The organism is Antrihabitans auranticaus (assembly GCF_016481275.1).
GTDB lineage: Bacteria > Actinomycetota > Actinomycetes > Mycobacteriales > Mycobacteriaceae > Antrihabitans.
The window spans coordinates 41,306-64,526 of record NZ_JAEMNW010000009.1 but is presented as its reverse complement, the minus strand read 5'-3'; the positions used below and the strand labels follow the sequence as shown (position 1 = coordinate 64,526).

19 protein-coding genes and 2 pseudogenes are annotated in these 23,221 nt (G+C 61.7%); 8 read left to right on the top strand and 13 right to left on the bottom strand.

All coding sequences use genetic code 11. The features are described 5' to 3' along the window. Positions 1 to 83: 83 nt before the first annotated feature. On the top strand, positions 84 to 1,139 hold the full coding sequence (locus JGU72_RS26680; RefSeq protein WP_199687277.1) for a hypothetical protein: 1,056 nt from the start codon (positions 84 to 86) through the stop codon (positions 1,137 to 1,139). A gap of 525 nt (positions 1,140 to 1,664) precedes the next feature. Here JGU72_RS26680 and JGU72_RS26675 read toward each other — a convergent pair. Together JGU72_RS26675 and JGU72_RS26670 are read right to left on the bottom strand one after the other, a co-directional pair. Continuing rightward, positions 1,665 to 2,513 (bottom strand): hypothetical protein, encoded by an 849-nt coding sequence (locus JGU72_RS26675; protein ID WP_199687275.1) that lies wholly within the window; start codon positions 2,511 to 2,513, stop codon positions 1,665 to 1,667. Positions 2,514 to 2,982: 469 nt separating this feature from the next. Further along, positions 2,983 to 4,233 carry an FAD-dependent monooxygenase gene (locus tag JGU72_RS26670; protein WP_199687272.1) on the bottom strand — a complete coding sequence of 417 codons (1,251 nt, stop codon included), beginning with the start codon at positions 4,231 to 4,233 and terminating at the stop codon, positions 2,983 to 2,985. Positions 4,234 to 4,693: 460 nt separating this feature from the next. On the opposite strand from JGU72_RS26670, the gene JGU72_RS26665 reads away from it, so the two are divergent. From JGU72_RS26665 to JGU72_RS26655, 3 genes are read left to right on the top strand one after another with little or no spacing between them, the layout of a single operon-like run. After that, positions 4,694 to 5,758 (top strand): cupin domain-containing protein, encoded by a 1,065-nt coding sequence (locus JGU72_RS26665; RefSeq protein WP_199687270.1) that lies wholly within the window; start codon positions 4,694 to 4,696, stop codon positions 5,756 to 5,758. Between the two features lie 3 nt (positions 5,759 to 5,761). After that, the gene (locus tag JGU72_RS26660; protein ID WP_199687268.1) at positions 5,762 to 6,583 is read left to right on the top strand and encodes a fumarylacetoacetate hydrolase family protein; all 822 of its coding nucleotides are present in this window, start codon (positions 5,762 to 5,764) and stop codon (positions 6,581 to 6,583) included. Positions 6,584 to 6,597: 14 nt separating this feature from the next. Beyond that, entirely contained in the window at positions 6,598 to 7,314 is a 717-nt protein-coding gene (locus JGU72_RS26655) for a maleylpyruvate isomerase family mycothiol-dependent enzyme (RefSeq protein ID WP_199687266.1), read from the top strand. A gap of 206 nt (positions 7,315 to 7,520) precedes the next feature. Here the strand turns inward: JGU72_RS26655 and JGU72_RS30865 are convergent, their stop codons facing one another. The 7 genes and pseudogenes from JGU72_RS30865 to JGU72_RS26630 form a co-directional block, all read right to left on the bottom strand. Further along, positions 7,521 to 7,817, bottom strand: a complete 297-nt coding sequence (locus JGU72_RS30865) for a hypothetical protein (protein WP_233533080.1) — start codon at positions 7,815 to 7,817, stop codon at positions 7,521 to 7,523. Further along, positions 7,807 to 9,813 (bottom strand): hydantoinase B/oxoprolinase family protein, encoded by a 2,007-nt coding sequence (locus JGU72_RS26650; RefSeq protein ID WP_233533079.1) that lies wholly within the window; start codon positions 9,811 to 9,813, stop codon positions 7,807 to 7,809. Before JGU72_RS26650 ends, JGU72_RS30865 begins: the two co-directional genes overlap by 11 nt. A 15-nt stretch (positions 9,814 to 9,828) precedes the next feature. Further along, positions 9,829 to 10,386, bottom strand: coding sequence for a hypothetical protein (locus JGU72_RS31505; protein WP_463315452.1), 558 nt, complete (start codon positions 10,384 to 10,386; stop codon positions 9,829 to 9,831). Between the two features lie 42 nt (positions 10,387 to 10,428). Further along, positions 10,429 to 11,919: pseudogene (locus JGU72_RS26645) on the bottom strand (hydantoinase/oxoprolinase family protein); the annotation flags it as partial. 52 nt (positions 11,920 to 11,971) lie between these two features. Further along, positions 11,972 to 13,198 carry an NAD(P)/FAD-dependent oxidoreductase gene (locus JGU72_RS26640; RefSeq protein ID WP_199687264.1) on the bottom strand — a complete coding sequence of 409 codons (1,227 nt, stop codon included), beginning with the start codon at positions 13,196 to 13,198 and terminating at the stop codon, positions 11,972 to 11,974. After that, a complete protein-coding gene (locus JGU72_RS26635) occupies positions 13,198 to 13,395 on the bottom strand; it encodes a ferredoxin (protein WP_199687262.1) in 198 nt (65 codons plus the stop codon). Before JGU72_RS26635 ends, JGU72_RS26640 begins: the two co-directional genes overlap by 1 nt. After that, entirely contained in the window at positions 13,392 to 14,600 is a 1,209-nt protein-coding gene (locus tag JGU72_RS26630) for a cytochrome P450 (RefSeq protein ID WP_199687260.1), read from the bottom strand. Before JGU72_RS26630 ends, JGU72_RS26635 begins: the two co-directional genes overlap by 4 nt. 108 nt (positions 14,601 to 14,708) lie before the next feature. On the opposite strand from JGU72_RS26630, the gene JGU72_RS26625 reads away from it, so the two are divergent. After that, complete coding sequence (locus JGU72_RS26625) at positions 14,709 to 15,308, top strand: TetR/AcrR family transcriptional regulator (RefSeq protein WP_199687258.1); 600 nt, start codon at positions 14,709 to 14,711, stop codon at positions 15,306 to 15,308. On the opposite strand, the gene JGU72_RS26620 is transcribed toward JGU72_RS26625, so the two are convergent. The 3 genes from JGU72_RS26620 to JGU72_RS26610 are packed head-to-tail and all read right to left on the bottom strand — an operon-like array spanning position 15,278 to position 17,584. Beyond that, positions 15,278 to 15,967: a class II aldolase/adducin family protein gene (locus tag JGU72_RS26620; RefSeq protein ID WP_199687256.1), complete on the bottom strand. Its 690-nt coding sequence runs from the start codon at positions 15,965 to 15,967 to the stop codon at positions 15,278 to 15,280. The two genes, JGU72_RS26625 and JGU72_RS26620, sit on opposite strands and share 31 nt — an antisense overlap. A 57-nt stretch (positions 15,968 to 16,024) precedes the next feature. Then, a complete protein-coding gene (locus JGU72_RS26615; protein ID WP_199687254.1) occupies positions 16,025 to 16,810 on the bottom strand; it encodes an IclR family transcriptional regulator in 786 nt (261 codons plus the stop codon). An 18-nt stretch (positions 16,811 to 16,828) separates the two neighbouring features. Continuing rightward, a complete protein-coding gene (locus tag JGU72_RS26610) occupies positions 16,829 to 17,584 on the bottom strand; it encodes an IclR family transcriptional regulator (RefSeq protein ID WP_199687252.1) in 756 nt (251 codons plus the stop codon). Between the two features lie 231 nt (positions 17,585 to 17,815). Here JGU72_RS26610 and JGU72_RS26605 point away from each other — a divergent pair, with 231 nt between their 5' ends. The 3 genes and pseudogenes from JGU72_RS26605 (at position 17,816) to zwf (ending at position 22,145) form a co-directional block, all read left to right on the top strand. Then, complete coding sequence (locus JGU72_RS26605) at positions 17,816 to 18,928, top strand: iron-containing alcohol dehydrogenase family protein (RefSeq protein WP_199687249.1); 1,113 nt, start codon at positions 17,816 to 17,818, stop codon at positions 18,926 to 18,928. Further along, positions 18,925 to 20,381 (top strand): annotated as a pseudogene (locus JGU72_RS26600) (aldehyde dehydrogenase family protein). Before JGU72_RS26605 ends, JGU72_RS26600 begins: the two are co-directional and overlap by 4 nt. Positions 20,382 to 20,615: 234 nt before the next feature. Beyond that, complete coding sequence (gene zwf, locus JGU72_RS26595) at positions 20,616 to 22,145, top strand: glucose-6-phosphate dehydrogenase (protein ID WP_199687420.1); 1,530 nt, start codon at positions 20,616 to 20,618, stop codon at positions 22,143 to 22,145. A 103-nt stretch (positions 22,146 to 22,248) separates the two neighbouring features. On the opposite strand, the gene gnd is transcribed toward zwf, so the two are convergent. Next, entirely contained in the window at positions 22,249 to 23,136 is an 888-nt protein-coding gene (gene gnd / locus JGU72_RS26590; protein ID WP_199687243.1) for a phosphogluconate dehydrogenase (NAD(+)-dependent, decarboxylating), read from the bottom strand. Between the last annotated feature and the right edge of the window lie 85 nt (positions 23,137 to 23,221).

Sequence of the window (23,221 nt, the reverse complement as noted above, 5' to 3'; positions counted from 1 at the left end):
AGTTCGGCTTACCTCAGAATGACCCGGCCGATATGACAAACCTCCGCAGGTTCGAGTATCCCCTTGAAAATACATTTGCGACGATGAGTCAACTACTTCACCTTGCACTGCTGAGCCGCGGGGCCGCGGATGCACCCCGAACGGATAAGACGCGCTGGGATCTGGCGTTTTCTTACAAATCGATCCCATGCGAGCTGCGCTTCACGGTCTTCGGGATCAAACTTTATATCTGGGTGACCGAAAGCAGAGGCGACGAGCCGAGCGCCCTGGCACTAGATATTGAGCAGAAATTGCGCAGCGCAGTCAAGACGATTCAGACGATGGTTGTCGAACCAGCGGTTGAAATGCAAAGGCAGACAAACAATGTCAGAGTTCTCAACCAGCACGGTCGCTACGCTGGCTTCGTCTCCTACTTTAGAGCAAAGCTCAATGAGGCGCTCGAGAATGACGGGCAACCTGGCCTGAGAATGACCTTGCAACCTCCGCATGAACCTTCCGACCGCCTTGAGGGAGACCTTATGAACATCGCCGGGGGCATCCAGGTGAAATTGGATCGCGAGCACGAAATCGCCTATCTTGCAACCGCGTTGCTCGCCGGCTACTTCTCATTAGTGCAACACCGCTTGGTGCTGTTGACAGGGTTCTCTGCGGCAGCTCTGGAGGACGACTTCTCGGTCGACCGCCTCTTCAGCGCATCTTGGTCAGACCAGTTTTCCCTTGCCACAACGGGCAGAATGGCGGCAGGTGACAAAGTCGCGCATAGTGACCTTAGCTACTTGGCGCGGGAATACCGGAACACGCTCTTGCATGGCGGTGGCGGGCGACTGGCTGATGGCATTTTTGTCGAATGGGCACCTGGATACCACACGATCGAGACCGCGCGCGGGGTCTTCACTGATCAGTTCATGCTGTGGCAGCCCGCCCTCACGCCAGATCAAGCGAAGGACGTTGTATCGATAATTGATCGGATCGAAGCGTGGTTCACATCACTCCCCTACTTTCCCTGGCTGGAGTCTGGACTACCAGTTGGTTTCGACAATGCGTCCGTTCAGCTTGCGCTTGACAATCTCAAAGAAGGAACCGTCGCGCAGTACATCGAGCACAAAGACAGCGAGTTCGACTACGGCATGAACGGATGAGTTCCTGGCCACACGATGACCCAACCCCGTCGTTTCATGCGGTCATCAGGGTACGAGCCGCTCCTCGGAGTTGGCTCGTGTGGAAGGTCGAACCAAAACGTCGACGTTCGCATCGTTGATCCGAACAGCGACAGCATCATTTCGCCCACGTTGACCAGCGAATGGTTTTGTGAAGAAAGCGACCTCGCCCTGCCTGTCGCAGTCAGGCCAAAGCCCGTAAGTGTATATCGAACTTGCGGCCTCCAGACGCCAGGAGGTTGCGGTCGACTTCGCGCGAATCCGGGCCGGAATACCCGGTTCGGCGCACAATTTGCGAAGAACTTACTTGCCCCAGCGCGAAATTGGAATCTCAGGTCATGGCATGAGGTCAAGACCACCGGGCTCTGCGACAACAACAATGTCTCGGCCTCTAACTGTCCACGAGGCGATCAATACCTGACGAGGTTAGCGATAGTAGGGCCGCGGCAGCAGACTCGACGAGTCGGCGCTTCACCCGCCGCGCAATCTCGATTCTGACCTGCTTTCCTATGAACGTTGGTCGACCGCCCCGTACAGCAAACTGGTGGCCAGCATGACTGCCAATAACCCGTTTGCCGGGTTCAAATGGTCTGGCGTCGGCTGGTGAACAGTAATGTTTCGATTCAGCTTGACGGGAACCGGGTAATTCGACCCGGGAAACCACTTGGCAAGGAACGGGACAAGCGGAGCACGAACTAACGCAATGCGCAATCGGTCGGCTTCGAAATCGTCGTCAAGATCACCGATTGTAGCCGCGACAACTGCGTCAGCCTGCGACCTCGCGATGTCGTCCCGGATGAACTTGTCGCACACACAGACGGCAAGCGTTTGAGCTGCCTCGCAGTGACCGTCTAAGTAGCTGTCGATCGCGAGTTCGACCAAATGGTGTTGTGGCCGAGTGCATTTGGCGGTGTCGGCTTTCTTCCTGAGAGCAAGTCGGCAATCTTCGAGTACGTCATCCCTGCGGCTGAGCAGGATGGCAATGCGGTCATCGCGAGAGCCAGCGCCCAGTAACGCACCAACGATATCGCCTCTGGGCACGTAGACAATCGGGATTCCGTCTGTTTCGGTGACTTGTTTGAGGTCATCGCTCGAAGGCAAGCCAGCCTCATCAGACCAGTTGAACGGCATCCGGCTGCGGAAGTTCTTCCACGCCCGAGCGATCAACGCGAAGTCGATCTGGCGTATCTGATCTTCGACGGAACTGAGGAAGTCGGCGGTCTCATCTACGCCGGACACCAAGTCGGCTAGATCGGAACCGTAACCTTCAAGGTCTTGTAGCACATAAGCGGGAATCTCCGCGATTTGGCGACGCGCAGCTTCAACTTGGGCATAGAGGTCTGGATTCACCGGCACTAAATGAATTCTACCGATGCTAGTGAGCGCGCCGCGCTCACGACGGAGTTGGAGCATCCCGCGGTTGAACACTAGACAGAGACGCAGAACGCGTGGCCTCAGAAGGGGGCCATAAACCGCCGTGGTAGCCGAGCTTGAAGACGCCTGACTGCCTCTGGCTGAGGTTCGTCTCGGGTTCTCGACACCGAGCCGCGCCCAATGCGGCCGGACCACACTGGTGAGGCGTTCTGCACGAATTCTGCACGAGGTCGGGATTGCCACCCGCATAGCACCTCTGACCTGCACAAACTTTGTCGGGCTGACAGGATTTGAACCTGCGACCACTTGACCCCGAGGACGGAACGTCGCCCGTTTACGCACGTCAGGCACGTTCTGCAGGATTCAAAATATAGCGCTGACCTCAGCATTGCGAAGGAGCGCGCATGCCGTGTGTTCCGTCGTGGTCCCGTGCGCCAAAGTGCGCGGTCCGTCAAAAGCGGTCCGCGCCGACCACTTCAACGGGCTGAACGAGCCGCGGTTGGTCCGACAGCGCCGAGGAATATCCCCAGAGCCAATCGGTGTACTTGAAGCTCGTCGTGTCACGAGTTCGAAAGAGTTCGTTGCGTGCGAGTCGTGCAGTTCCGTCCAAGTGCCAGAGCTCGCCCCACATACGCCCGACTGTGACGATGCGGTTGCACCGGACGGCACGCTCGTCGTTGACAGCACGAAGAATGTGGGGCCAGGCGACGTTTCCGCCTCGAAGAGCGTATTGCTGGACAGCGTAGTCAGCCAGACACTTCGCATCCTCCATCGCCATCACTGCGCCGGAGGCGAGATATTGCAGGGGTGGATGGGCGGCGTCGCCAAGGAGAATCATTCGTCCGTCGATCCAGTTGTCGATGGGATCCCGGTCGTACATGCGCCACCGTCGGTCTTTCCACAGGTACCCGAGCCCGCGGCGCACGTTTTCGTGACAGTCCGCGTACGCCTGGTCGAGTTCTTCCGGTCCGCCCCACTCCTCGACACCCCGCTTATAGCCGGGCGATTCGAAGACCGCAACTTGGTTCAACATTGCGCCGCCTCGAAGCGGGTATTGGATGAAGTGGCATCGCGGGCCGATGTAAGCGACAACATCTTCGAGGTGCTCTTCGAAGTTCACATCGTCGAAGGAGAAGGTTCCCCGGTAGGCGACATAGCCGGAAGAGACGGGCTCGTCATTGCTCACTTTGCGGCGTAACCGGGAATTCAAACCGTCCATGCCAAGCGCAATGTCTGCCTCGAAGACGCGTCCACCCCGGGTGGCGACGACGACTTTGTCCTTCTCTGTCGTGACATCGGTTACCGTTATACCGTTGTGCAACTCGGCACCTGCCTCGCGTGCTGCCCTTACCAGCGCCGCGTGCAGATCGCTTCGATGCGTGACGAAATAGGGCCCGCCGTAGCGCTCAACGAAAGCTGCGCCGAGGTCAATCTTCGTGAGAACTTCGGCTGTCAGAGCGTCACGAAAAACGAGGTTGCGCGGCCGAACACCCTTGGCCAGCACATCGTCCAGCACGCCCCAGGACTGCAGTATGCGGGAGCCATGCGGACCTATCTGAAGCCCAGCGCCCACTTCGCCGAATGTGCTCGCTCGCTCCAGAAGGACCACATGAGCACCACGGCGCGCGAGTGCCAGGGCGTTGGCTACACCGCCGATTCCGCCGCCAGCGATTACGATCTTGGAGTTGCGAAGTTCCGACATCTTTTCCCCTTGGCGAGTGCGCAATCGAGGCGGTTGAAGCACTTGAGCGCGGCGGCTTTGCTATCGCAATCACCGGACGGCGCAGCGGATCTCGCGAGTACCTAGCAGATATCGCAACCTCTGCCGCTTTCAGTGCAGGTTCATCGAACCAAAGGCCCCGTCTGCCGCATACTGTGCCGCATCGACATGCTACGAACCAGTTGCGTTCTGTCATACAGAACATTTTAGAACTCCCTGGCTTTCTAACGAACCAACTCCATATTGCGCACCAGCCACAAAGCCCTATGCGCAGCGCATAGATTCGCCTCAACCTTCTCGCCCGGCTCGTTCACAGCGTTCTGTATGACAGAACGACCGTGGTTTCCTGGCGACCTTCTCTCTAGCGTTGCCAGGAGAACCCAGTCGCCCGCGACTTGCCGATGCAAGTCCAGTTGCGATCGCGCACAGAGGAGGGTCTCGAATGACGACCACAGAGCAGGACGCACTCACCGAGTTGTATCGCGATTTCGAAACGAACAATTTGAATCCGCTGTGGACTCAACTCGGTGATCTGATGCCAATGGCTCCCAGGTCGAGGGCAATACCGTTCGTGTGGAAATGGTCGGCGCTGTACCCACTTGCGCAGCGCGCCGGCGATCTCGTGCCTGTCGGCCGCGGTGGGGAACGGCGAGCCATCGCCCTGGCCAACCCCGGCCTGGGTGGAGTCCCCCACGCCACACCCACTCTGTGGGCAGCCATCCAATACCTCGGTCCGAAAGAGACAGCTCCCGAACATCGACACAGCCAGAACGCATTTCGCTTCGTCATCGAGGGCGAAGGAGTCTGGACTGTCGTCAACGGCGACCCAGTCGCGATGCGTCGAGGCGACTTCTTGCTGACTCCTGGATGGAACTTCCACGGACACCACAACGAGACCGATCAATCGATGGCATGGATCGACGGCCTCGACATTCCGTTCGTGCACTACACCGACACCGGATTCTTCGAATTCGGATCCGAAGGCGTCACCGACGACTCCACACCCGACACGTCGCGCTCGGAGCGGCTGTGGTCGCATCCCGGCCTTCGTCCGCTGATCGGCCTCGGCGCCAAGACGAGCTCACCGATAGCGGCCTACCGGTGGGAACACACCGACGCCGCGTTGCGCGAGCAGCTTTCACTCGAGGACGAAGGTTTTGCTGCGACCACCGAGCCAGGCCACGCTGCAGTCCGCTACACCAACCCGACCACGGGCGGTGACGTCATGCCGACCGTCCGCGCCGAATTCCACCGGCTTCGTGCAGGAGCAGTGACGCGAACCCGGCGTGATGTCGGATCGAGTGTCTACCAGGTGTTCGACGGGTCTGGGCGTTTCGTTCTCGATGGGCGGACTCACCAGGTCGGCACGGGCGACATGATCGCGGTTCCGTCCTGGGTGGAGTGGTCGATCGAGGCCGACACCGACTTCGACGTGTTCGTCTTCTCCGACGCACCGATCGTCGAACGCTTACACCTGAACCGCACGTTGATTTCCGAAGGAGCTTGATCGATGAAACTCGCCACTCTGCGTCATGGCGGCACAACTGTCGCTGTTCGAATCGACAGCGAAACCGAGGCCACCGTCATCGAGGGCTATTCCGACCTGTCGGCACTGCTCGGAACCGCGGACTGGTCGGTACTTGCGAAGTTTGCCTCGGGATCGACCGTGAGCCTGCTCGACGCAGATTACGCACCGGTTGTCCCGAATCCGGGCAAGATCATCTGTGTCGGTCTGAACTACGCCACGCACATCAAGGAGATGGGGCGCGAATTGCCTGCGCATCCGACGTTGTTCGCGAAATTCAAGGAAGCGCTCACCGGACCGAACGACGACGTCTTCGTTCCGGCATACGCCAGCTCCGAATTGGACTGGGAGGCTGAACTCGCAGTCGTGATCGGCAAGCGCGCCTACCAGGTAACCGAGGCAGATGCGGCCGACCATATCGCCGGCTATTCCGTGATCAACGACTACACGATGCGCGACTATCAGTACCGCACGCTGCAGTGGGACCAGGGCAAGACGTTCGAGAAGACCAGCGGCTTCGGTCCGCATCTGGTCACCGACTACGTCCCGGGAACCAAAATCGAGGCTCGCCTCGATGGTGAAGTAATGCAGAGCGCATTCACCGATGATCTGGTCTTCGGGCCGACCGCTCTCGTGGAGTACATCTCCCATATCGTCACGCTGCAACCCGGCGACGTCATCATCACAGGCACGACAGGCGGCGTTGGGCATGCCCGCAAACCACCGCGCTACATTAGGGACGGGCAAGTTGTGGAGATCAGCATCGAGGGCCTCGGCTCGGTTCGTAACAAGACGGTGGTCAAGTAGTCTTGTCGTACAACATGTTTCACGACCTTCCGCTGGCTGAGCGCCTCGTCCTTGCTCGCCGGGGAACCTCGTTCTTCGCCCAACAGCTCGGGGAGCTATCCGACGACGAACTGGCCGGGCCCACCCTTCTGGACGGGTGGACGCGCAAACACGTGATCGCCCACGTCGCCTACAACGCAGCAGCGCTGTGTCGACTGCTGGACTGGGCGGCGTCCGGTACAGAGATCCCGATGTACGCGTCTGTGCAGCAGCGCAATGACGAAATCAGCGCCGGAGCTACTTTGTCGGCCGGCGCGCTTCGAAACTTGTTCGACCACACCGTTGCTCGGCTGGACGAGAAATGGCGCCATCTTGCCGACTCGGCCTGGGACGCCGAAGTGGTTACCGTGCAAGGACGAATCGTTCCCGCTGCCGAGACCGCCTGGATGCGCGCACGCGAGGTCTGGATTCACGCGGTCGATCTCGCCGGCACCGGCCGGTTCACCGACCTCCCCGCGGTCGTGCTGACTTCGGTTCTGTCCGACATCGTCAAGGCGTGGCGGACGAACGAGCTCGGCTCCCAACTTGTCCTGGACGTGTCAGGCACACCTCCGATTGCGATCAAACCGGGCCACACCGCAGCCTCTGTAGTCCGAGGCAACCTTGCCTCGATCGTCCGCTGGTCCGCGGGCCGCGGTGCCGTCGGGGTGACCTCGCCCGAAGCTTCACCGGTGCCGCCACGCTGGCTTTGATTCCGACCTGCCACCCCGCTCGACCGAAGGCACCCGACGAGGGTGCCTTCGGTCGTTCTTGTGCAGCACCGTTGTGCTGTCGTGTATTCCGATACTTTCGGGCGGGTGGATTCGCGCGTTTCGTGTCCTCTACCGCGCACCAAAGCGAGGGTGCCGTGATGGCACCCTCGCTTCGTGACCTTCGCTGGTATCGCTCGGTCAGCTTTCTATCCTGGTGCTTTTTGGGTCAGGTTCCACGAGCGCATGCCTGGTTCGTCGCTAGGCACGATTTCCGTCGCGAGCAGGACCAAGCAGGACGGACAGAACAGTTGGCGCAGCACGATCGGACGGTCGGTGAACAGGCTGGGAGCTGCGTGCACCGATGGCCCGGCCGTCTGGGATGCGCTTTCTCGAGTCAACGCGCGCGCGAGGGTGCCTGCGGTGCTGTCGCCGAGCGCGGTCTGGCAGTGCACACATCGTGTGGTTCCGTCGGATAGCAGTTCGACGTTGTCATCAACGCGCATGGTGAATCTCCTGTCGCTCTTCGCTGTCGGTGGCCAGTCCGGCCCGTTCCCGACGCAGGCTGTGTCGACGGGTTTCGGTTTGTGCTTCGTCGACGTCGCCATTGCCGTCGATGACGACGCCGTACAAGGTTGTTGCGGCCGCAGCAGAGACGCGGTGTCGTTCGACGTCGACGGCGACCCGGTGGGGCTCGCGTAGCAGCGGATCTCCGTAGCCTCCTCCGCCTTGCCAATGTGTGAAGTACACGTCTTGCGCAGTCAGTTCGGTTTCCAGATGTGCGGGCATAATCTGCAGGTCCCCGCCTAGTTCTTCCAGATTTGCGGGAATGTGTTTGTTCGCGAACAGTTTCGCGACATCGGCACCCCTAACGAGGACGTCGAATTGCGTGTTGGCGGGGTACCCGCCGGACAAGCCGGGAGCTTGCGGAAGCGCCTTGCCCGTAGCGGAGAGCACCAGATGGATTTGGTCGATAGGTGAATCGTGCGGGACGAAGCAACTCGACCCGCCAAGACCACCGCGGAAGCGGCCCGCTCCCCCGGAGTCGGCCTCTTCGCGCCGCCATAGGTAGAGAATTGGGAAGCTGAATTCGTTCATTTCTGCGTCGGCTACTCGGCCCATCGCGATCGGGTTGCCGCCGCCGGTGTCCACGCCATCGGCATCGACACGTGCGCCCATGCCGCCCGCCATCGCGTCGCACAGCATCGTGGCAAAGCCGGCACCGCGCTGATCGACTCCGGCGAGCAAGGTCAGATCCCACGTTCCGCAGCCGACCGCCATCGCCGATTTCTTGTGCTCTTCGCTAGCAGCCAGCATGCTGGCGACGCACTCGGTGGCCGCGTTCTGGGTTGCCCAGGCCGACGCGACCGAGGCTTTTCCGATGCCGGCGGGGAACGTGCAGTTGTTCAGAGTGCCGGGTTCGCTGATGATGTCGACTCGTCGTGAGATTCCGCCTGGAGACCACGGGATGTCGCCGCACAGCAGGGTCAGCAGCACCGGCATGATGCCTCCGCGGAGGCCGGCGAAAGTGCAGTTGGAGATTCCGTCTACCTGTTGGTCGGTTCCGGTGAAGTCGAAGGTCAGCCGGTCGCCGACCTTGCTCATGGTCAATACGATTTTGTGCACCTCCCGGTCCCCGGCACGTGCCCCGTCCTGGTGGGCGACGGAGGTCCAGGTTCCGTCCGGAAGGCTTGTGAGCTTTTTGGAGACGCGGGACTCGGCGTCGTCCATCATTCGACGCATGACGGCTTTGACCGTGGTCGGGCCGTACTTGTCGATGAGCCGTCGCAGTTGGTCGTGTGCAACGTTGTTGGCACCGATCTTTGCCCGCAGGTCCAGCGCCACCAGCTTCGGTACACGAGAGCGGCGCAGGTAACTGTCCTCGATGTCGGCACGCAACTCGCCGGCCTCGACGATCTTGATCGGCGGGATCGGAATCGATTCCCAGAAGACGTCCATCCCGTCGACCGACCAACTGCCCGGCGATACGCCACCGAGATCCACCTGATGGGCCACTGCCCCAGTCCAGCAAAACAATTCGCCACCATAAAACAGCGGCGCGAGGACGGACGCGTCGTTTTGGTGCAGTCCCCCACCGACCCACGGGTCGTTGCAGAAGAACATGTCACCCTCGCGGATGCCTGGATTTGCAGTACGGTTTTCGAGTGTCCATTTGACTGCGAGGTCGACAGCGGCGGCGAGCTGGGTGTTGAACAGCCCCATTTGTACCGAGTCACCGCCCTCGTCGAGGATCAGGGTGCCGAAGTCGTTGCAATCGGTGACCACCACCGATCCGGACATTCGTTTGAGCGCGTCGCCCATGTCTTCGGTGATCGCTGCGATTCGGTGCCGGACCACTTCGTAGGTCAGGGCGTCGAGCGCGGCGACGTCATCGGCGCTGACATCGTGCAATGCGACGCCCCGAACTCGGTGGCGGAGTTCGGATGTCGGAGTGAGAGTGCTGACGAACTTGTCGGAGCCGGCGACGGGATGGAGTGCCATGGTCGGTCCTTTCCGTTAGTAGGTGATCGAGAGGTTGCCGAGTCGGTCGACGACCGCGTTGCAGCCCGCAGGCAACGCGACGGTTGTCGTAGGCGCTTCCACCACTGCGGGGCCGCTGATCGCGTCTCCCACGCCGAGGTCGAGGTAGTGGTAGATGGGCGTTTCCTCCCACCGCCGCACGACGTCGAGGAAGACCTGCCGTCGGGCACGAGGTACCGGCGCGCCGGAGCCGTCGTGGAAGGGGGGAAGCTGCGGTCGGATCGGTAGGCAACCGACCGCGCGAAGTCGATACGTGATGATTTGGATGCCCGCGTCGGGGAATCCCGAGCCTTTGCCGAAGCGCTGTTCGTATCGCTCCTCGAAGCTCTTCGACAGCAACACCACGTCTTCGTGGGAGATGGTTCCCGACGACACCGGGACCGACACCTCCGCCAGCTGCATGGTGTAGCGGATATCGGCCTCGCGTTCGAATCGGATATCGGAAAATTCGAGATCCTGTGCCGCGAGTTGGGTCTGCAGGTGCTCTTCGAGACGATCGAAGGTCGCGTTGACCTGATTCGGATCGACCGGCATGTTGTCTGGCTGCGAGTGTTCGGCGGTCAGAATGATGTCGGATGCAGCGAGGCCGAAAGCGGAGAAGACCGCCGCCGTCGGACCGAGCGGAACGATGACTTCTTTCACTCCGAGATCGGCCGAGTAGCTGGCACAGTGCATGGGCCCGGCACCGCCATAGGCATAGACGACGAAGTCGCGGGGATCTTGTCCGCTCTCGACGACAACCTTGCGAACCAGGTCGGTGGTCTGAGCGTTCTGGATGGCGTAGATCGCCGCGGCCGCCTCGTCGACGGTGAGCCCGAGCGGGTCGGCGATCTTTTCCCGAATTGCGCTTTCTGCCAACTCCTTCGAGAGAGTTTTGCGGCCACCGAGGAAGTAGTCGGGGTTCACGATTCCCAGCACGAGGTCTGCGTCGGTCACCGTTGGTTCTGTGCCACCAGAGCCGTAACAAGCCGGCCCGGGCGACGCACCGGCGCTTCGTGGTCCGACCTTGAGATTGCCGCCGGCGTCGACCCAGGCGATCGCTCCGCCTCCGGCGCCGATCGTGTGGACGTCCACCATCGGTGAACTGATCGTGTACTGGTTGAGCACGGTACTCGACGTTTTGACAGCCTCGCCGTCGAGCACAAGACCGACGAGGAATGTGGTGCCGCCCATGTCGGTGGAGATGATGTTGGTGTGGTCGAGCGCCGACGCGAGCTGCTGGCAGCCGACGATGCCGCCGGTGAGGACTGACCCGATCGTGCTGATGGCGTTTGCGGGCGCGTTTTCTGCGGTCACACATCCACCGCTGCCTTGCATGACCAACAACGCGCCGGTGAAGCCGCGCTCGCGCAGATCGGCTTCCAACGGCGCCAGGTATGCGCGCAGTCGAGGACCTACCTGGGTGTTCATGATCGTGGTGACGCTGCGTGGGTACTCGCGAATTCGAGGACTGACGTCGCTCGACAGCGCGACATAAAGTCCTGGCGCCTCTTCGGCGATGATTTCGCGGATTCGACGCTCGTGGGTGGGGTCGCGGAAGGACCACAGCAGCGACACTGCAATGGCTTCGACGCCGTCGGCGATGAGTTCGCGGACCTCGCGTCGTACACCGTCCTCGTCGAGTGCGACGATCTCGGCGCCCTTGTAGTCGGTGCGTTCGTTGACTTCTCGAACGCGGCGCCGCGGGATCAACGGCTGCGGCTTGTTGGTGGCGGACATGTTCTGGATTTCGTCGGTACCCAGTCCCGCTTAGCGGCCTTCGACGTTCATGATCGAAATCGAGTCGGCATGCCCGCGTGTGGTGATGAAACCGACTTCTGCAACATCGCCGGTAACGAGGGCATTCAGGGTCGATGTTGTGCCGTGAATGATGTAGCCGGTGTCGCCGAGGAGCTCGGCGGTGGACAGCCTCATCGAGGCGGCCAATTCGTCGATCGCGTTCAGGAAGCCGTTCGCGAAATTCGGCGGTGTCGAGGAGGACTTGGCGCTGGCAATGCGGCCCGAGTCGTCAGCCGCGAAGGCATCGGTGAATGTGCCCCCTGTATCTACGCCGATTACGTAACTCATCGGACCAACCTTTCTTCGATGTGACTTTGGTTACATGATGATCGCGTGAACACTATGAATGTTGATTTCTGATGTCCAGAGCGGGATTCTGCAAAACAGAACTTTCGAGAGACGCAAAAGCGATCGGCCCATCCCGCAGCGCGGTACGGATACGCAACAGTGCAGCTTGACCGTTCACTGCGGTCGCTCCTACGATGTCGGCTCCTTCGCAGGCCAGCGAAAGTAGGCCGTGCGCGCCGACATCGAACGTCGAATCGGTCCTGCCCGCGACGCCGACGGACTGTATGTGGAGGTCGTATTGGTCCGACCAGACATACGGGAGAAGCTCGCATGATGAGCTTCGGGAGCGGCCGGCAAGCGTGCGCGCGACGAAGGCCGCCTGCTCGCCTGCACTTGTCCAGTGCTCGAGTCGCATTCGCCTGCCGAACAGCGGGTTGACGAAGCTCGCACAGTCACCCACGGCGTACACGTGCTCGGCGCTGGTTCGCATCGATGCGTCGCAGAGAATCCCGTTGTCCAACAACAGGTTCGACGATGTCACCCAGTCGACTACCGGGTCGGCGCCGATAGCGACCAGGACATAGTCCGCCGTGACGCACCCGCCGTCGGAGAGGTGGATCTGCACCTCGTCGGATTGCTCGTGGACCGCGGACACAGTGGTTTCCAACCGAAGATCGACGCCGTGGCTTCGATGTCGTCCTTCTACGTACCGCGCGACAGCAGTCGGTACCCCGCGTGCGAGTAACCGATCTCCTGCTTCGATGACGGTCACGGTGGCACCGCGAGCCCGAACGCTCGCGGCGACTTCCAAGCCGAGGAATCCACCACCGACGACGACCAGATATGCGCCGGGGCGAATATGGCGACGCAGGTCACGCGCGGAGTCGAGGCTGCGCAGGTAACCGATGCGGTGACCGGTTGCGGCGGCGGGAAGTGGTCGTGGCTGGCAGCCGGTGGCGACGACCACCGAATCGAAGGATTCGAGCCCTGCGTCCGTCTCGAGTTTGGGTCCCGCGGTATCCAAGCCGATCGCGGCTGTCCCCGGTCGGTACTCGACCGACCATTGCCGTAGCTCGGCGGCAGTCGCGAGTTGCGGTGCGGGCCTTGTGTCGTCGGCCAGAAAAGCTTTCGAGAGGCCCGGCTTGTCGTAGGGGTCTTCGCCGTCGCGGTCGATAAGGACGACTCGATCGGAGTATCCGAATTGTCGCAGGGTCTTTACGCATCGAATGCCGGCTACGGAGCCGCCCACGACCGCGATTCCACCTGTTCCGGTGGTCATCACTCCTCCAACAGGATTGCGCGCACCGGACAATCCTCGGCGGCCTCGCGGACCAGGTCGAGATCGATGGTGTCGAGATCGACGTCGTCTTTGAGTACGGCGAGATTGCGCGCGAGGTCGACGTCGAAGACGTCGGGGGCAGCGAAGGCGCAGTTGCCATAGCCGTTGCAGGCGTGTGTGTCGATGGAAATCTTCATGGTGTGACCTCGGCTGAATCGAATCGAATCGGTAGGGCTCGCGGTCCGAGGTGGATTCCGCCCATCAATCCGTCGAATTGCGGCGGTCCGTCGCTGCGGATGGGGGGCACGGAGAGTAGAGCGTCAAGCATGAGTCGAAGTTCTGTGCGTGCGAGCAGCGCACCTGGGCACTGGTGGATCCCGAAGCCGAAAGCGAGATGCCCGCGTGAGCCACGGACGACGTCGAACTGCTCGGGCCGGTCGTACTGCCGTTCGTCGCGGTTTGCTGCACCGTAGGCCAGCAATACCCGCTCACCGGCGGGAATCGGGCATGCTCCGACCTCGACCTGGCCGGTAGTCTCTCGGGCGAAGGCTTGCGCCGGCGTCCCGAGCCGTAGCGACTCTTCGACGTAGGCGGGGATCAGTGTGGGGTCGTTTCGCAGCGCAAGTTGCAGGGTGTCGTCGGAGGCTATGAAGTGCACCAACCACGCCGCCGCGTTCGCTGTGGTTTCGTGGCCTGCGATCGCGAAAGTCAACAGGATGCGTTCGAGTTCGTCGTCTTCGATCGCCCGGCCATCGACTTCTGCGGACAACATCGTGGTCAAGTAGTCCGACGGGCGTTCGCTGCGGTGGCGTGCAATCTCGCTCTGCACCACCTCGCGGAGTTCGCGACGAGCCTCGTCCAGCGACGCATCGGTCACCCGCGTCCAGGATTGCTCTGTCAACCGACGCAGATTCGATACCGTCTCTTCGGAGAACCCGACAACCTCGGTCAACACAGCGAGCGGCATCGCCAGGGCGACGTCGGGTACGAAGTCTCCGCCGCCCGCCTTGTGGAATTCGCGCACCAATCCGCCGATGAGTCGACGCAGGAACGGCTCGAGCTCGGCGACGCTGGCAGGTGTCACGCGGTCGGTGAACAGTCGGCGATATTCGGCATGCCGAGGCGGATCGACATCGATCGGCAAGGATCTTCCGGTACCGATCGCGGGAATGCGGTGGCCGCCTGCAGAGGAGAACGTTGCATGGTCTCGCGCGGCGGCGCGTACCTCGGCGAATCGGGTCAGCACGTAGAAGCCGCCGTAGAGGTCCGACCGTGCGGTGTCACGCGACCTCAGGTCTGCGTACGTGTCCCAGACCTGCTGCGCGGTTCTGGGCGCGTGGTGATCGAACGGGCATACAGCGGGGTCGATCGACTCGGCTGTCGCACCGACAAGCTCAGACATCCGTACTCCTTCGCAACCTGGGTGGTGTAATGTGACGAGTCTAACAAAACAAGACGTTTCGTTTCGATAATTTTTTGGGATTCTGCTCAGCAGAAAGGACGGCAGATTATGGATCCGACTGGCACAACCACTCGGGGGCCGCGTGAGCGTGTCCGCACCGAGGTGATGGCGGCCGCGCGAGCGTTGTTGGCCGAAGGCAGCTTCGCCAGCTTCTCGATGGAAGCATTGGCGCGCCGCGCCGGCGTCAGCAAAGCAACGGTCTATCGCTGGTGGAGCAACCGCTCCGACGTGGCGATGGATGTCCTTCTCGAAGCCGCCGGGCCGCAGACTCCGTATCTACATGCAGGTTCTGCATTGGCGAACTTGCGCACACACATTCAGATCGCCGCTCGATTCCTGGGCGGCCCCGATGCTCACATGCTGGCCGGAATCGTCGCCGACGCACAGCACGACGCCGAACTAGCCGACGCGTTTCGCCGCCGTTATCTTTCCGAGCGACGCAAACTCATCATCGGCCTGATGCACGACGCCATCGAATCCGGCGAGTTGGCGGGCGACATCGATGCGGAATTATTGGCCGACCGACTTATCGGACCGATGTACTACCGGCTTCTCTTGGGCCACGCACCGGTGGTCGAGGAACTCGCCGACGCGTTGTTCGATCTGACAATCGGCCCTCAAGACGCCGGAAGTCGACGCACGAGATAGTCCCAGACAGCGTGTACAGCTCCCGGTCCGTAAATGTGCTGGCGCTTGGCGTGTGACTCTTCTGGGTCCGACCACTGCGGAAAGCTACCGTATTGCGCGGTCAACAACTGCTGGCGAGCGGCCATCTCCAACACGATGGCGCCGACCGTCGCTTCCTGCAAGTCCGCTCCTACGACGGCGATACCGTGATTGACCAAGAAGACCGCGCGGGCCTCACCGAGCGCTTCCGCCAGTCGTTTACCTAGTTCGGGCGTGAGAATCAGATCTGCGGTCAACTCGAATCGTGGCACACCCAACGGCTCGAAGTAGTTCGCCGCATGGCTGACCGGCCGAAGTTGTGCGCCCGCAGCAGCGAGCGCGACCGAATGCGGGCTGTGCACGTGTACTACCGCGCCGACATCGGGCCGGGCGGCCATGATCTCGGCGTGGATCGGAAATTCGCTGTGCCGCTGACCTTTTCCTTCGAGAATTTCACCACTCGGCGAGACGAGATGCACCAGATCGGGACGAATTTCTTCCAGACCCCAATTGGCCTCTTTGATCCAGATTCCCCGGCCGTCTGGATCCCGGGCAGACACATGACCCCAGATGAGGTCGCCGGCACCATTGGTTCCCATGACTCGCGACGCGGTGGCCACCGATTGCTTGAGCGCTTCCATGAACCGGACCGTAGCTCAATCGGTTGCCCTGCAGACTGCTGGTTCTGTCTAGCAGAATCAGGTGAAATGTGAACCGATCTGCTCGGAGACCTTCTGCACTTCGCCGACCAAGAGGTCGCCATGTTTCTTGGTCATTGCCGCCGAGGAACGGCTGGTCGGCGTGGCGACGCTCATCGCACCGAGCAGGCCCTGATCGCGGTCGACGACAGCGACGCCGACCGAGGTGACGCCGGCCTCGCTTTCTTCACGGTTGACGGCGTATCCACGGATGCGGGTCCGCCGCACTTCCCGCAGCAGTGCATCGGGGTCGGTGATGGTGCGCGGCATGACATTTGGCAAAGTGGCGTCGCCGATTACGGCCCGGACCTGGTCGTCACTCATCGTCGCGAGCATCGCTTTGCCCATACTCGTCGCATGCAACGGCACTACCCGCCCGACGCGGCCGCTCACCCGAAGAGCCTGAGCACTTTCCACGACATCGACGAAACGCACCCCCACCCCGTCGAGAAGGCCGAGGTGCACGGTCTCCCCGCTTGATTGCGCGACCCGTTGCATTGCGCCGGTGAGCATTTCCCGCACGTTCGGCTTTGCGGTCGCTACGAAGCCGAAGTCGATCAGTGCTGACCCGGCCCGATACACCCGACTTGTCGGGTCTTGAATGGCGAAACCGTGGTACACCAACATTGCCATCAGCCGGTGCGCCGTCGATTGGCTGACATCGAGCTCAGCGCGGGCATCCGACAATCGCAAAGTCGATCGACTACCGAGAAGTTTGAGTAAGCGGAGAGCCCGATCGACCGACTCGATCGGGTACTGCGGCAATTCCCCAAACGGTGGCCTCACCGCGGCACCGTAACAGAATCAGCCAGTGAGGTCGGCGTCGATCGCGGCCGCGGTGGCCAGGACCGAGGCCGCCAACTCGGCGATCCGTCGCCGCGGTAACCGCAGCGACGGCAACGACAGACTGATCGCCGCTACCGCCCGCCCAGCTGGTTCGTGGACTGCCGCCCCAATCGCGTGAATGCCGCGTTCGGCTTCGCCGAGGTTGAGTCCGTAACCGCGTCTGCGAGTGGCGGTGAGTGTCCGTTCGAGCTGTTCGAACTCAGGCTTATCCGCTGCCGCGGAATCGGCATAGAGCGCTCGCAACGCCGGCGTCGACAGGTCTGCGAGCAGAGTCTTACCTCCGGAGCTCACGTGCGCCGGCATCACCGCTCCGGCTCGAGAGCCGATCTTGAGCGCCTGGGCACCTTCCACACTCTCCAAAAACAGCACCTGAGGTCCCCGCAGCACCATCAAATGAACGGTTTCGTCATAAGTGGAGCGCAGTCTTTCGAGATGGCGTCGCGCCACCGATCGCAGGTCACGCTGGCGTTCTTCAGTACCGTCCCGCTGAATCGCTGGACCGGCGCGGTAGGTGCGGAACTCGTCTTGGACAGCAAATCCGCGGTACACCAACATCGCCAGCAGCCGATGGGCGGTCGAGCGCGCGATGCCGAGAGTGGCCGCCAACTCGCTGATCCGCAGCGACCGATCGTTCATCAACATCAGCGCTATCTGCAGCGCGTTGTCCACGGACGCGATGGAGTACTGCGGCGGTTCGGGAGGCTCGGAAGGCATCTGGCACCTACCGAAGAGCTACACGAATAAGAGCTGAGTCGGTCATGTCCACTCCTTGCTATTGCGTCCCGCCCTGTCTCGACGCTAAATGGCCGACGTACGCCTTCCAGAAACATCCTAGCGCGAGATTCTGAACAGCAGAATCTTTTGTTCACGGCCCCGATCTGTGCCTTCGCCGATTTAGATTCTGTGCCACGGCCTTACATCGGCCCGAGTATCCAAAGGAGCGCGATGGCCACCGACACCTTGTTCCCGAGCCGCCACTTTTCGGTGGACACCGACGTCATCAGCGGGATCGGCGCCCTCTCGGAATTGGCCGCGTCGGTGAGGGCGCTCGGCGCCACCCGGGTCGCGGTCGTCGCGGACCGCGGAGTCGCAGCGGCCGGACTGCTCGACCGCATGCTCACTGCGGACGTCCCCGTGTTCTGGACCGGTCTTGCCGACGTCAACCCGAACGTGGCCGCGTGCGACAGTGCGGTCGCGGCAGCGCAGGAGGCCGAGTGCGACGCTGTGATCGGGGTCGGTGGCGGCAGCGCACTCGGTCTTGCGAAAGCTCTGGCCATCATGCTGACAAATCCGGGCTCGATCCTGGACTATGAAGGAACCGGCCGGGTCAAGATGCCCGGTGCTCCACTCATCGCGATTCCGACCACTGCGGGCAGCGGAAGCGAAGTCTCCAACGCGCTTGTCTTGCATGAGCCCGGCAGATTGCGTGAAGTCGTCGTCCGGGGACGAGGCTGCGAACCCAACGTCGCGATTCTGGACGGATCGTCGTTGCGCGAGCTGCCCCGTGCCCCGATGCTTCACGCCGCCCTCGACGCCCTCACTCACGCCTGCGAGGCACTCTGGACACAGAACCGAACAGTCATGAGTGATGCACTCGCCGAAAAGGCGGCACGCTCGATCATCGACGTTCTTCCGGCTGCCCTCGACCGACGCGACGACAACTCGTTGCAGCAATTGATGGAAGCGAGCACCGCCGCCAACCTCGCGTGCGGCAACACCGGTCTCGGCCTGGTGCATGCGCTGTCGAGCGCTCCCACTACGCCATTGCCTCACGGCTATCAGAATGGCGCTTTGCTGCTGGCCGTTGCCGAATTCAACTGGGATGCGATCGATGCCGGGCACCATTCGCTCCTTGCTCGCATACCGGCGCTGTTCGCCGCAGTGGGTTGGCCGGGCCACTTCGGCCACGACGACCTCGACACCGACCGAATCGAGGCGATGATCGCCGCCACGGTCGACCACCCGTTCAGAACCAACAATTTCCGCCCGAGCAACGACGAGCAACTGCGCGGAATCCTCGCCGCGGCACACACCTCCTGGAAGGAGATCGGCCGATGAGCCGTCACATCGCAAGTCATCCCATGCACATCGGGGGCCGGCCGACATTGGGGTCGAGCGGGAAACTCATCGACTCGATCAATCCGGCGACCGGCGAACTGCTCGGACGCTTCCCAGCCGGCAACGCCGAAGACATCGACTGCGCCGTGACCGCTGCGAGTGACGCTTTTCCCGGTTGGGTGCAATCGATCCCACCGAACGCGCCGGTGTCCTGCATCGGCTCGCCGACGCGATCGACGACAACGCCGAAGAGCTCGCTTTGCTCGACGTTCGAGATAACGGCAGCCCGATCCGAGAGATGCGCAACGATGCGCGCGTTGCGTCAGCACAACTGCGCTACTACGCAGGGCTCATCCTACAACTCCACGGCCAGACAACCACGACTTCACGCGGCAGACTCAACTACTCGATTCGCCAGCCGTGGGGTGTCGTGGGCCGCATCATCCCCTTCAACCACCCGTTCATGTTCGCTGCATCGAAAATCGCTGCTCCGCTTGCCGCAGGCAACTGCGTGATCGTCAAGCCCAGCGAATTCACCAGCCTATCGGCGCTGCGGTTGGGAGAATTGGCGGCCGATATTCTGCCGCCGGGAGTTCTCAATATCGTCACCGGATTCGGCGCAGAAGCCGGCGACGCGCTCGTGGCACACCCCAAGGTGCGACGACTCGCGTTCATCGGGTCCGCGCAGACCGGACGCGCGATCCTGCGGCGCGGTGCAGAGATCAACGTCAAATCGATCACGCTCGAACTCGGCGGTAAGAACCCACTCGTCGTCTTTCCCGACGCCGATGTCGACACCGCCGTCGAGGCAGCGCTGCGAGGCATGAACTTCACCTGGCAAGGCCAATCGTGCGGATCCACGTCACGGTTGATCGCGCACGCCGAAATCTACGACGAGCTGGTCACCGCAGTGGGCAAGCGTTTGGACGAGATGCGCTCCGGTTCCCCCGAAGACGAAGCAACCGACACTGGCGCGATTGTCAGTGAGCCGCAGTTGGAGAAGGTACTGAGCTACATCGCAATAGGTCACGAGGAGGGCGCGCGCCTCGTCGCCGGCGGAACCCGAGTCACCGACGGTGACCTCGGCAAAGGCCGCTTCGTGCGCCCGACGCTGTTCGCCGACGTCGATCCCCGATCACGGTTGGCCCAGGAGGAAATCTTCGGACCGGTTCTCGCCGCCATGCCGTTCCGAACCTACGACCAAGCCCTCGAAATCGCGAACAACGTGCAATACGGGCTCACCGCAAGCGTATTCACCCGAGACCTCGCCATCGCACACCGTTTCGCCGAAGACATCGAAGCGGGATACGTCTGGGTCAACGACGTCTCGCGACACACTCCAGGAACCGCGTTCGGGGGATTCAAAGACAGCGGACTGGGTCGCGAGGAAAACGTCGAGGAACTGGAGTCCTATACCCAGTCGAAGAATGTGCATGTCAACTTCGGCCGGTAGTACCGGCAGGGCGACGTTCCGCGTATGCGCGGTCCGCCGCGGACCGTGTGAGTCGACGGTGTCTCGCCCACTATCCATTCGGCCACTCGCTCCCCGCCGCTCGGCGTGGTGCACAACCCACCGTCGCACATCAAACTGGTTATAAGGCAACCGCTTTCACAGGTTAGGAGGCGGTTGCACGACAATCTGCCTGAATCGGAGACCCCCGTGAGCGTGACCGCACCCTGTGAGCCCATGCTGATCGACACCACAGACGGTGGGGTAGCGGCCCGGGGCAACCTGCTCGGCGATGTCGAGCCTTTTACGTTGCCGCCGTCGACAATGGTGATCTTCGGAATCACTGGAGATCTTTCGCGCAGGAAGCTGCTGCCCGCGATCTACGACCTGACCGCCCGCGGACTCCTCCCCTCGACGTTCTCCCTGCTCGGGTTCGGTCGACGCCACCCTTCGCAGGTGCTCGCGATGATCCGTGAGGCGATGGTTGCCGGTGCCAGAACGCCGTTCCAGGAGTCGGTGTGGGAGCTGATCGCTCACCGGTTTCGTTACGTGTGCGGAGCATTCGACGACCGGGCCGCATTCGAAGCATTGCGTGACGAGTTGCTTCAGACAGACGATTCCCTGCAGGGCAGCCATAACTACGCGTTCTATATGTCCGTCTCGCCGGACTATTTCACCCAGGTGTGTGCCCAGCTCAAAGCTGTCGGGCTGCACAGCAGTCGCGACGGCTGGCGACGAGTAGTAGTCGAAAAGCCCTTCGGTAACGATCTTCTTACGTCCCGGACGATCGGAGCCGCAGTCAGTTCCGTCTTCGGCGATTCGTCGGTCTATCGCGTCGATCACTACCTCGGCAAAGAAACCGTGCAAAACATCCTCGCGATGCGCTTCGTCAACGGACTGTTCGAGCCGTTGTGGAATCACCGCTACATCGACCACGTCCAGATCACGATGGCCGAAGACATCGGCGTCACCGGTCGAGCCGGTTACTACGACGGCGTCGGCGCCGCGCGCGACGTCATCCAAAACCACCTTCTGCAATTGTTGGCGCTGATCGCCATGGAAGAACCGATCACTCTGTCTGCTGATGACCTGGCAGCAGAAAAGGTGAAGGTGCTCTCCGCGACGAGTCCCGTCGAGCCGCTTCAAGAGACAACGGCCCGAGGCCAATATGCGGCCGCTGTCCGCAACGGCAACTATTTTCCCGGACTGCTTGACGAAGACGGTTTCGACACCGCGTCGACGACAGAAACCTATGCCGCGATGGCGGTGCAGATTTCGAACCGGCGCTGGGCCGGTGTTCCGTTCTACTTGCGGACCGGCAAGCGTCTGACCAGACGTACCACCGGAATCACCGTCGTCTTCCGACCCGCACCGCACCTTCACAGCCGAGCAGAGGTCGAGCAGCCGCCGCACAACACGCTCGTCATCCGCGTCCAGCCCGACGACGGGATCTTGTTGCGCATCGGCGCGAAGGTGCCCGGCGATGGAATGCGAATCCAAGATGTCGATCTCGCGATGTCCTATGAGGCGTCGTTTCGACAGCCCTCGCCCGAGGCCTATGAGCGGTTGATCCTGGACGTCCTGCGGGGTGATGCCTCGCTGTTTCCGACGCAGGCAGAAGTCGAAGCGTCTTGGGCAATTGTCGACCCCGTGATCGAGTACTGGACCAGCACTGGTCGGCCTGACGTCTACGCCTCCGGCAGCGCCGGGCCAGCGTCCGCAGATGCTGTCCTCACGCGCTCGGGGCGTGCGTGGCGGCAACTCTGAGTTCTCAATCGGCTCGGAGGAACTGAAAATCAAGCCTGGAAACGCCCCCGTTGTTGGCTACGGGGACAGCCGTCGACGCGGGGGCGTTTCCTGTTCAAACAACCTAGCTCGTAGACGAGCGAACCGTGTGCCCGCCGAATTGTCTCCTCAAGGCGGAAACCGCCTTCATCGTCGCTGAATCGTTTTGCCGCGACGCGAAGCGGGCAAACAACGCCGCCGAGATCACGGGGGCCGGAACGCTGTGGGCGATCGCTTCCTCGACCGTCCAGCGACCTTCACCGGAATCTTCGGTGTATCCGCTGAGCGAGGAGAGTTCGGGATCCGCCGCTAGGGCATCGACGAGTAGGTCGAGCAACCACGAACGCACGACTGTCCCTTCGGTCCAGGCCCGCAACACGGCGCCGACGTCAGTGATCAGGTCCTCGGCGTCGAGCAGTTCGTAGCCTTCGGCGTAAGCCTGCATCAGGCCGTACTCGATGCCGTTGTGCACCATCTTCGCGTAGTGGCCGGCACCTATCGGGCCCGCGTGGACAAAGGAATCACGACGATCTCCGGAAGGACGCAGGGCGTCGAAGATCGGCATCAGCCGTGTGATGTCAGGTTCGCCGCCACCGGCCATTAGTGCGTACCCGTTGGTGCGACCCCAGATGCCGCCGGAAACTCCACAATCGACGTAGCGGATTCCCCGCTCGCCGAGAACCGCGGCGCTGATCCGGTCGTCGGAGAAGCGGGAATTGCCACCGTCGACAACAAGGTCGCCCGCTTCGAGCAATGTCTGCAGCGTGCTGACCACTCCACGCGTCGCGTCTCCGGCCGGGACCATCAGCCACACGATTCGCGGCGTCACCAGCGATCCGATCAAATCATCGAGGGTTTCGACATCACTAGAGTCAGAATTGGGGTCATATCCGATTGCTTCATGCCCATGTTCACGGAGCCGGTCGCGCATATTCAGCCCCATTCGGCCGAGACCGACAAATCCCAGTTGCATGTGTTCACCGTTCTGTTGTGAACCGAAGCGGTTCATGATTTCGAGTTCGAAGACATGGAAACCCTGAACTCCACATCGGAGTTCA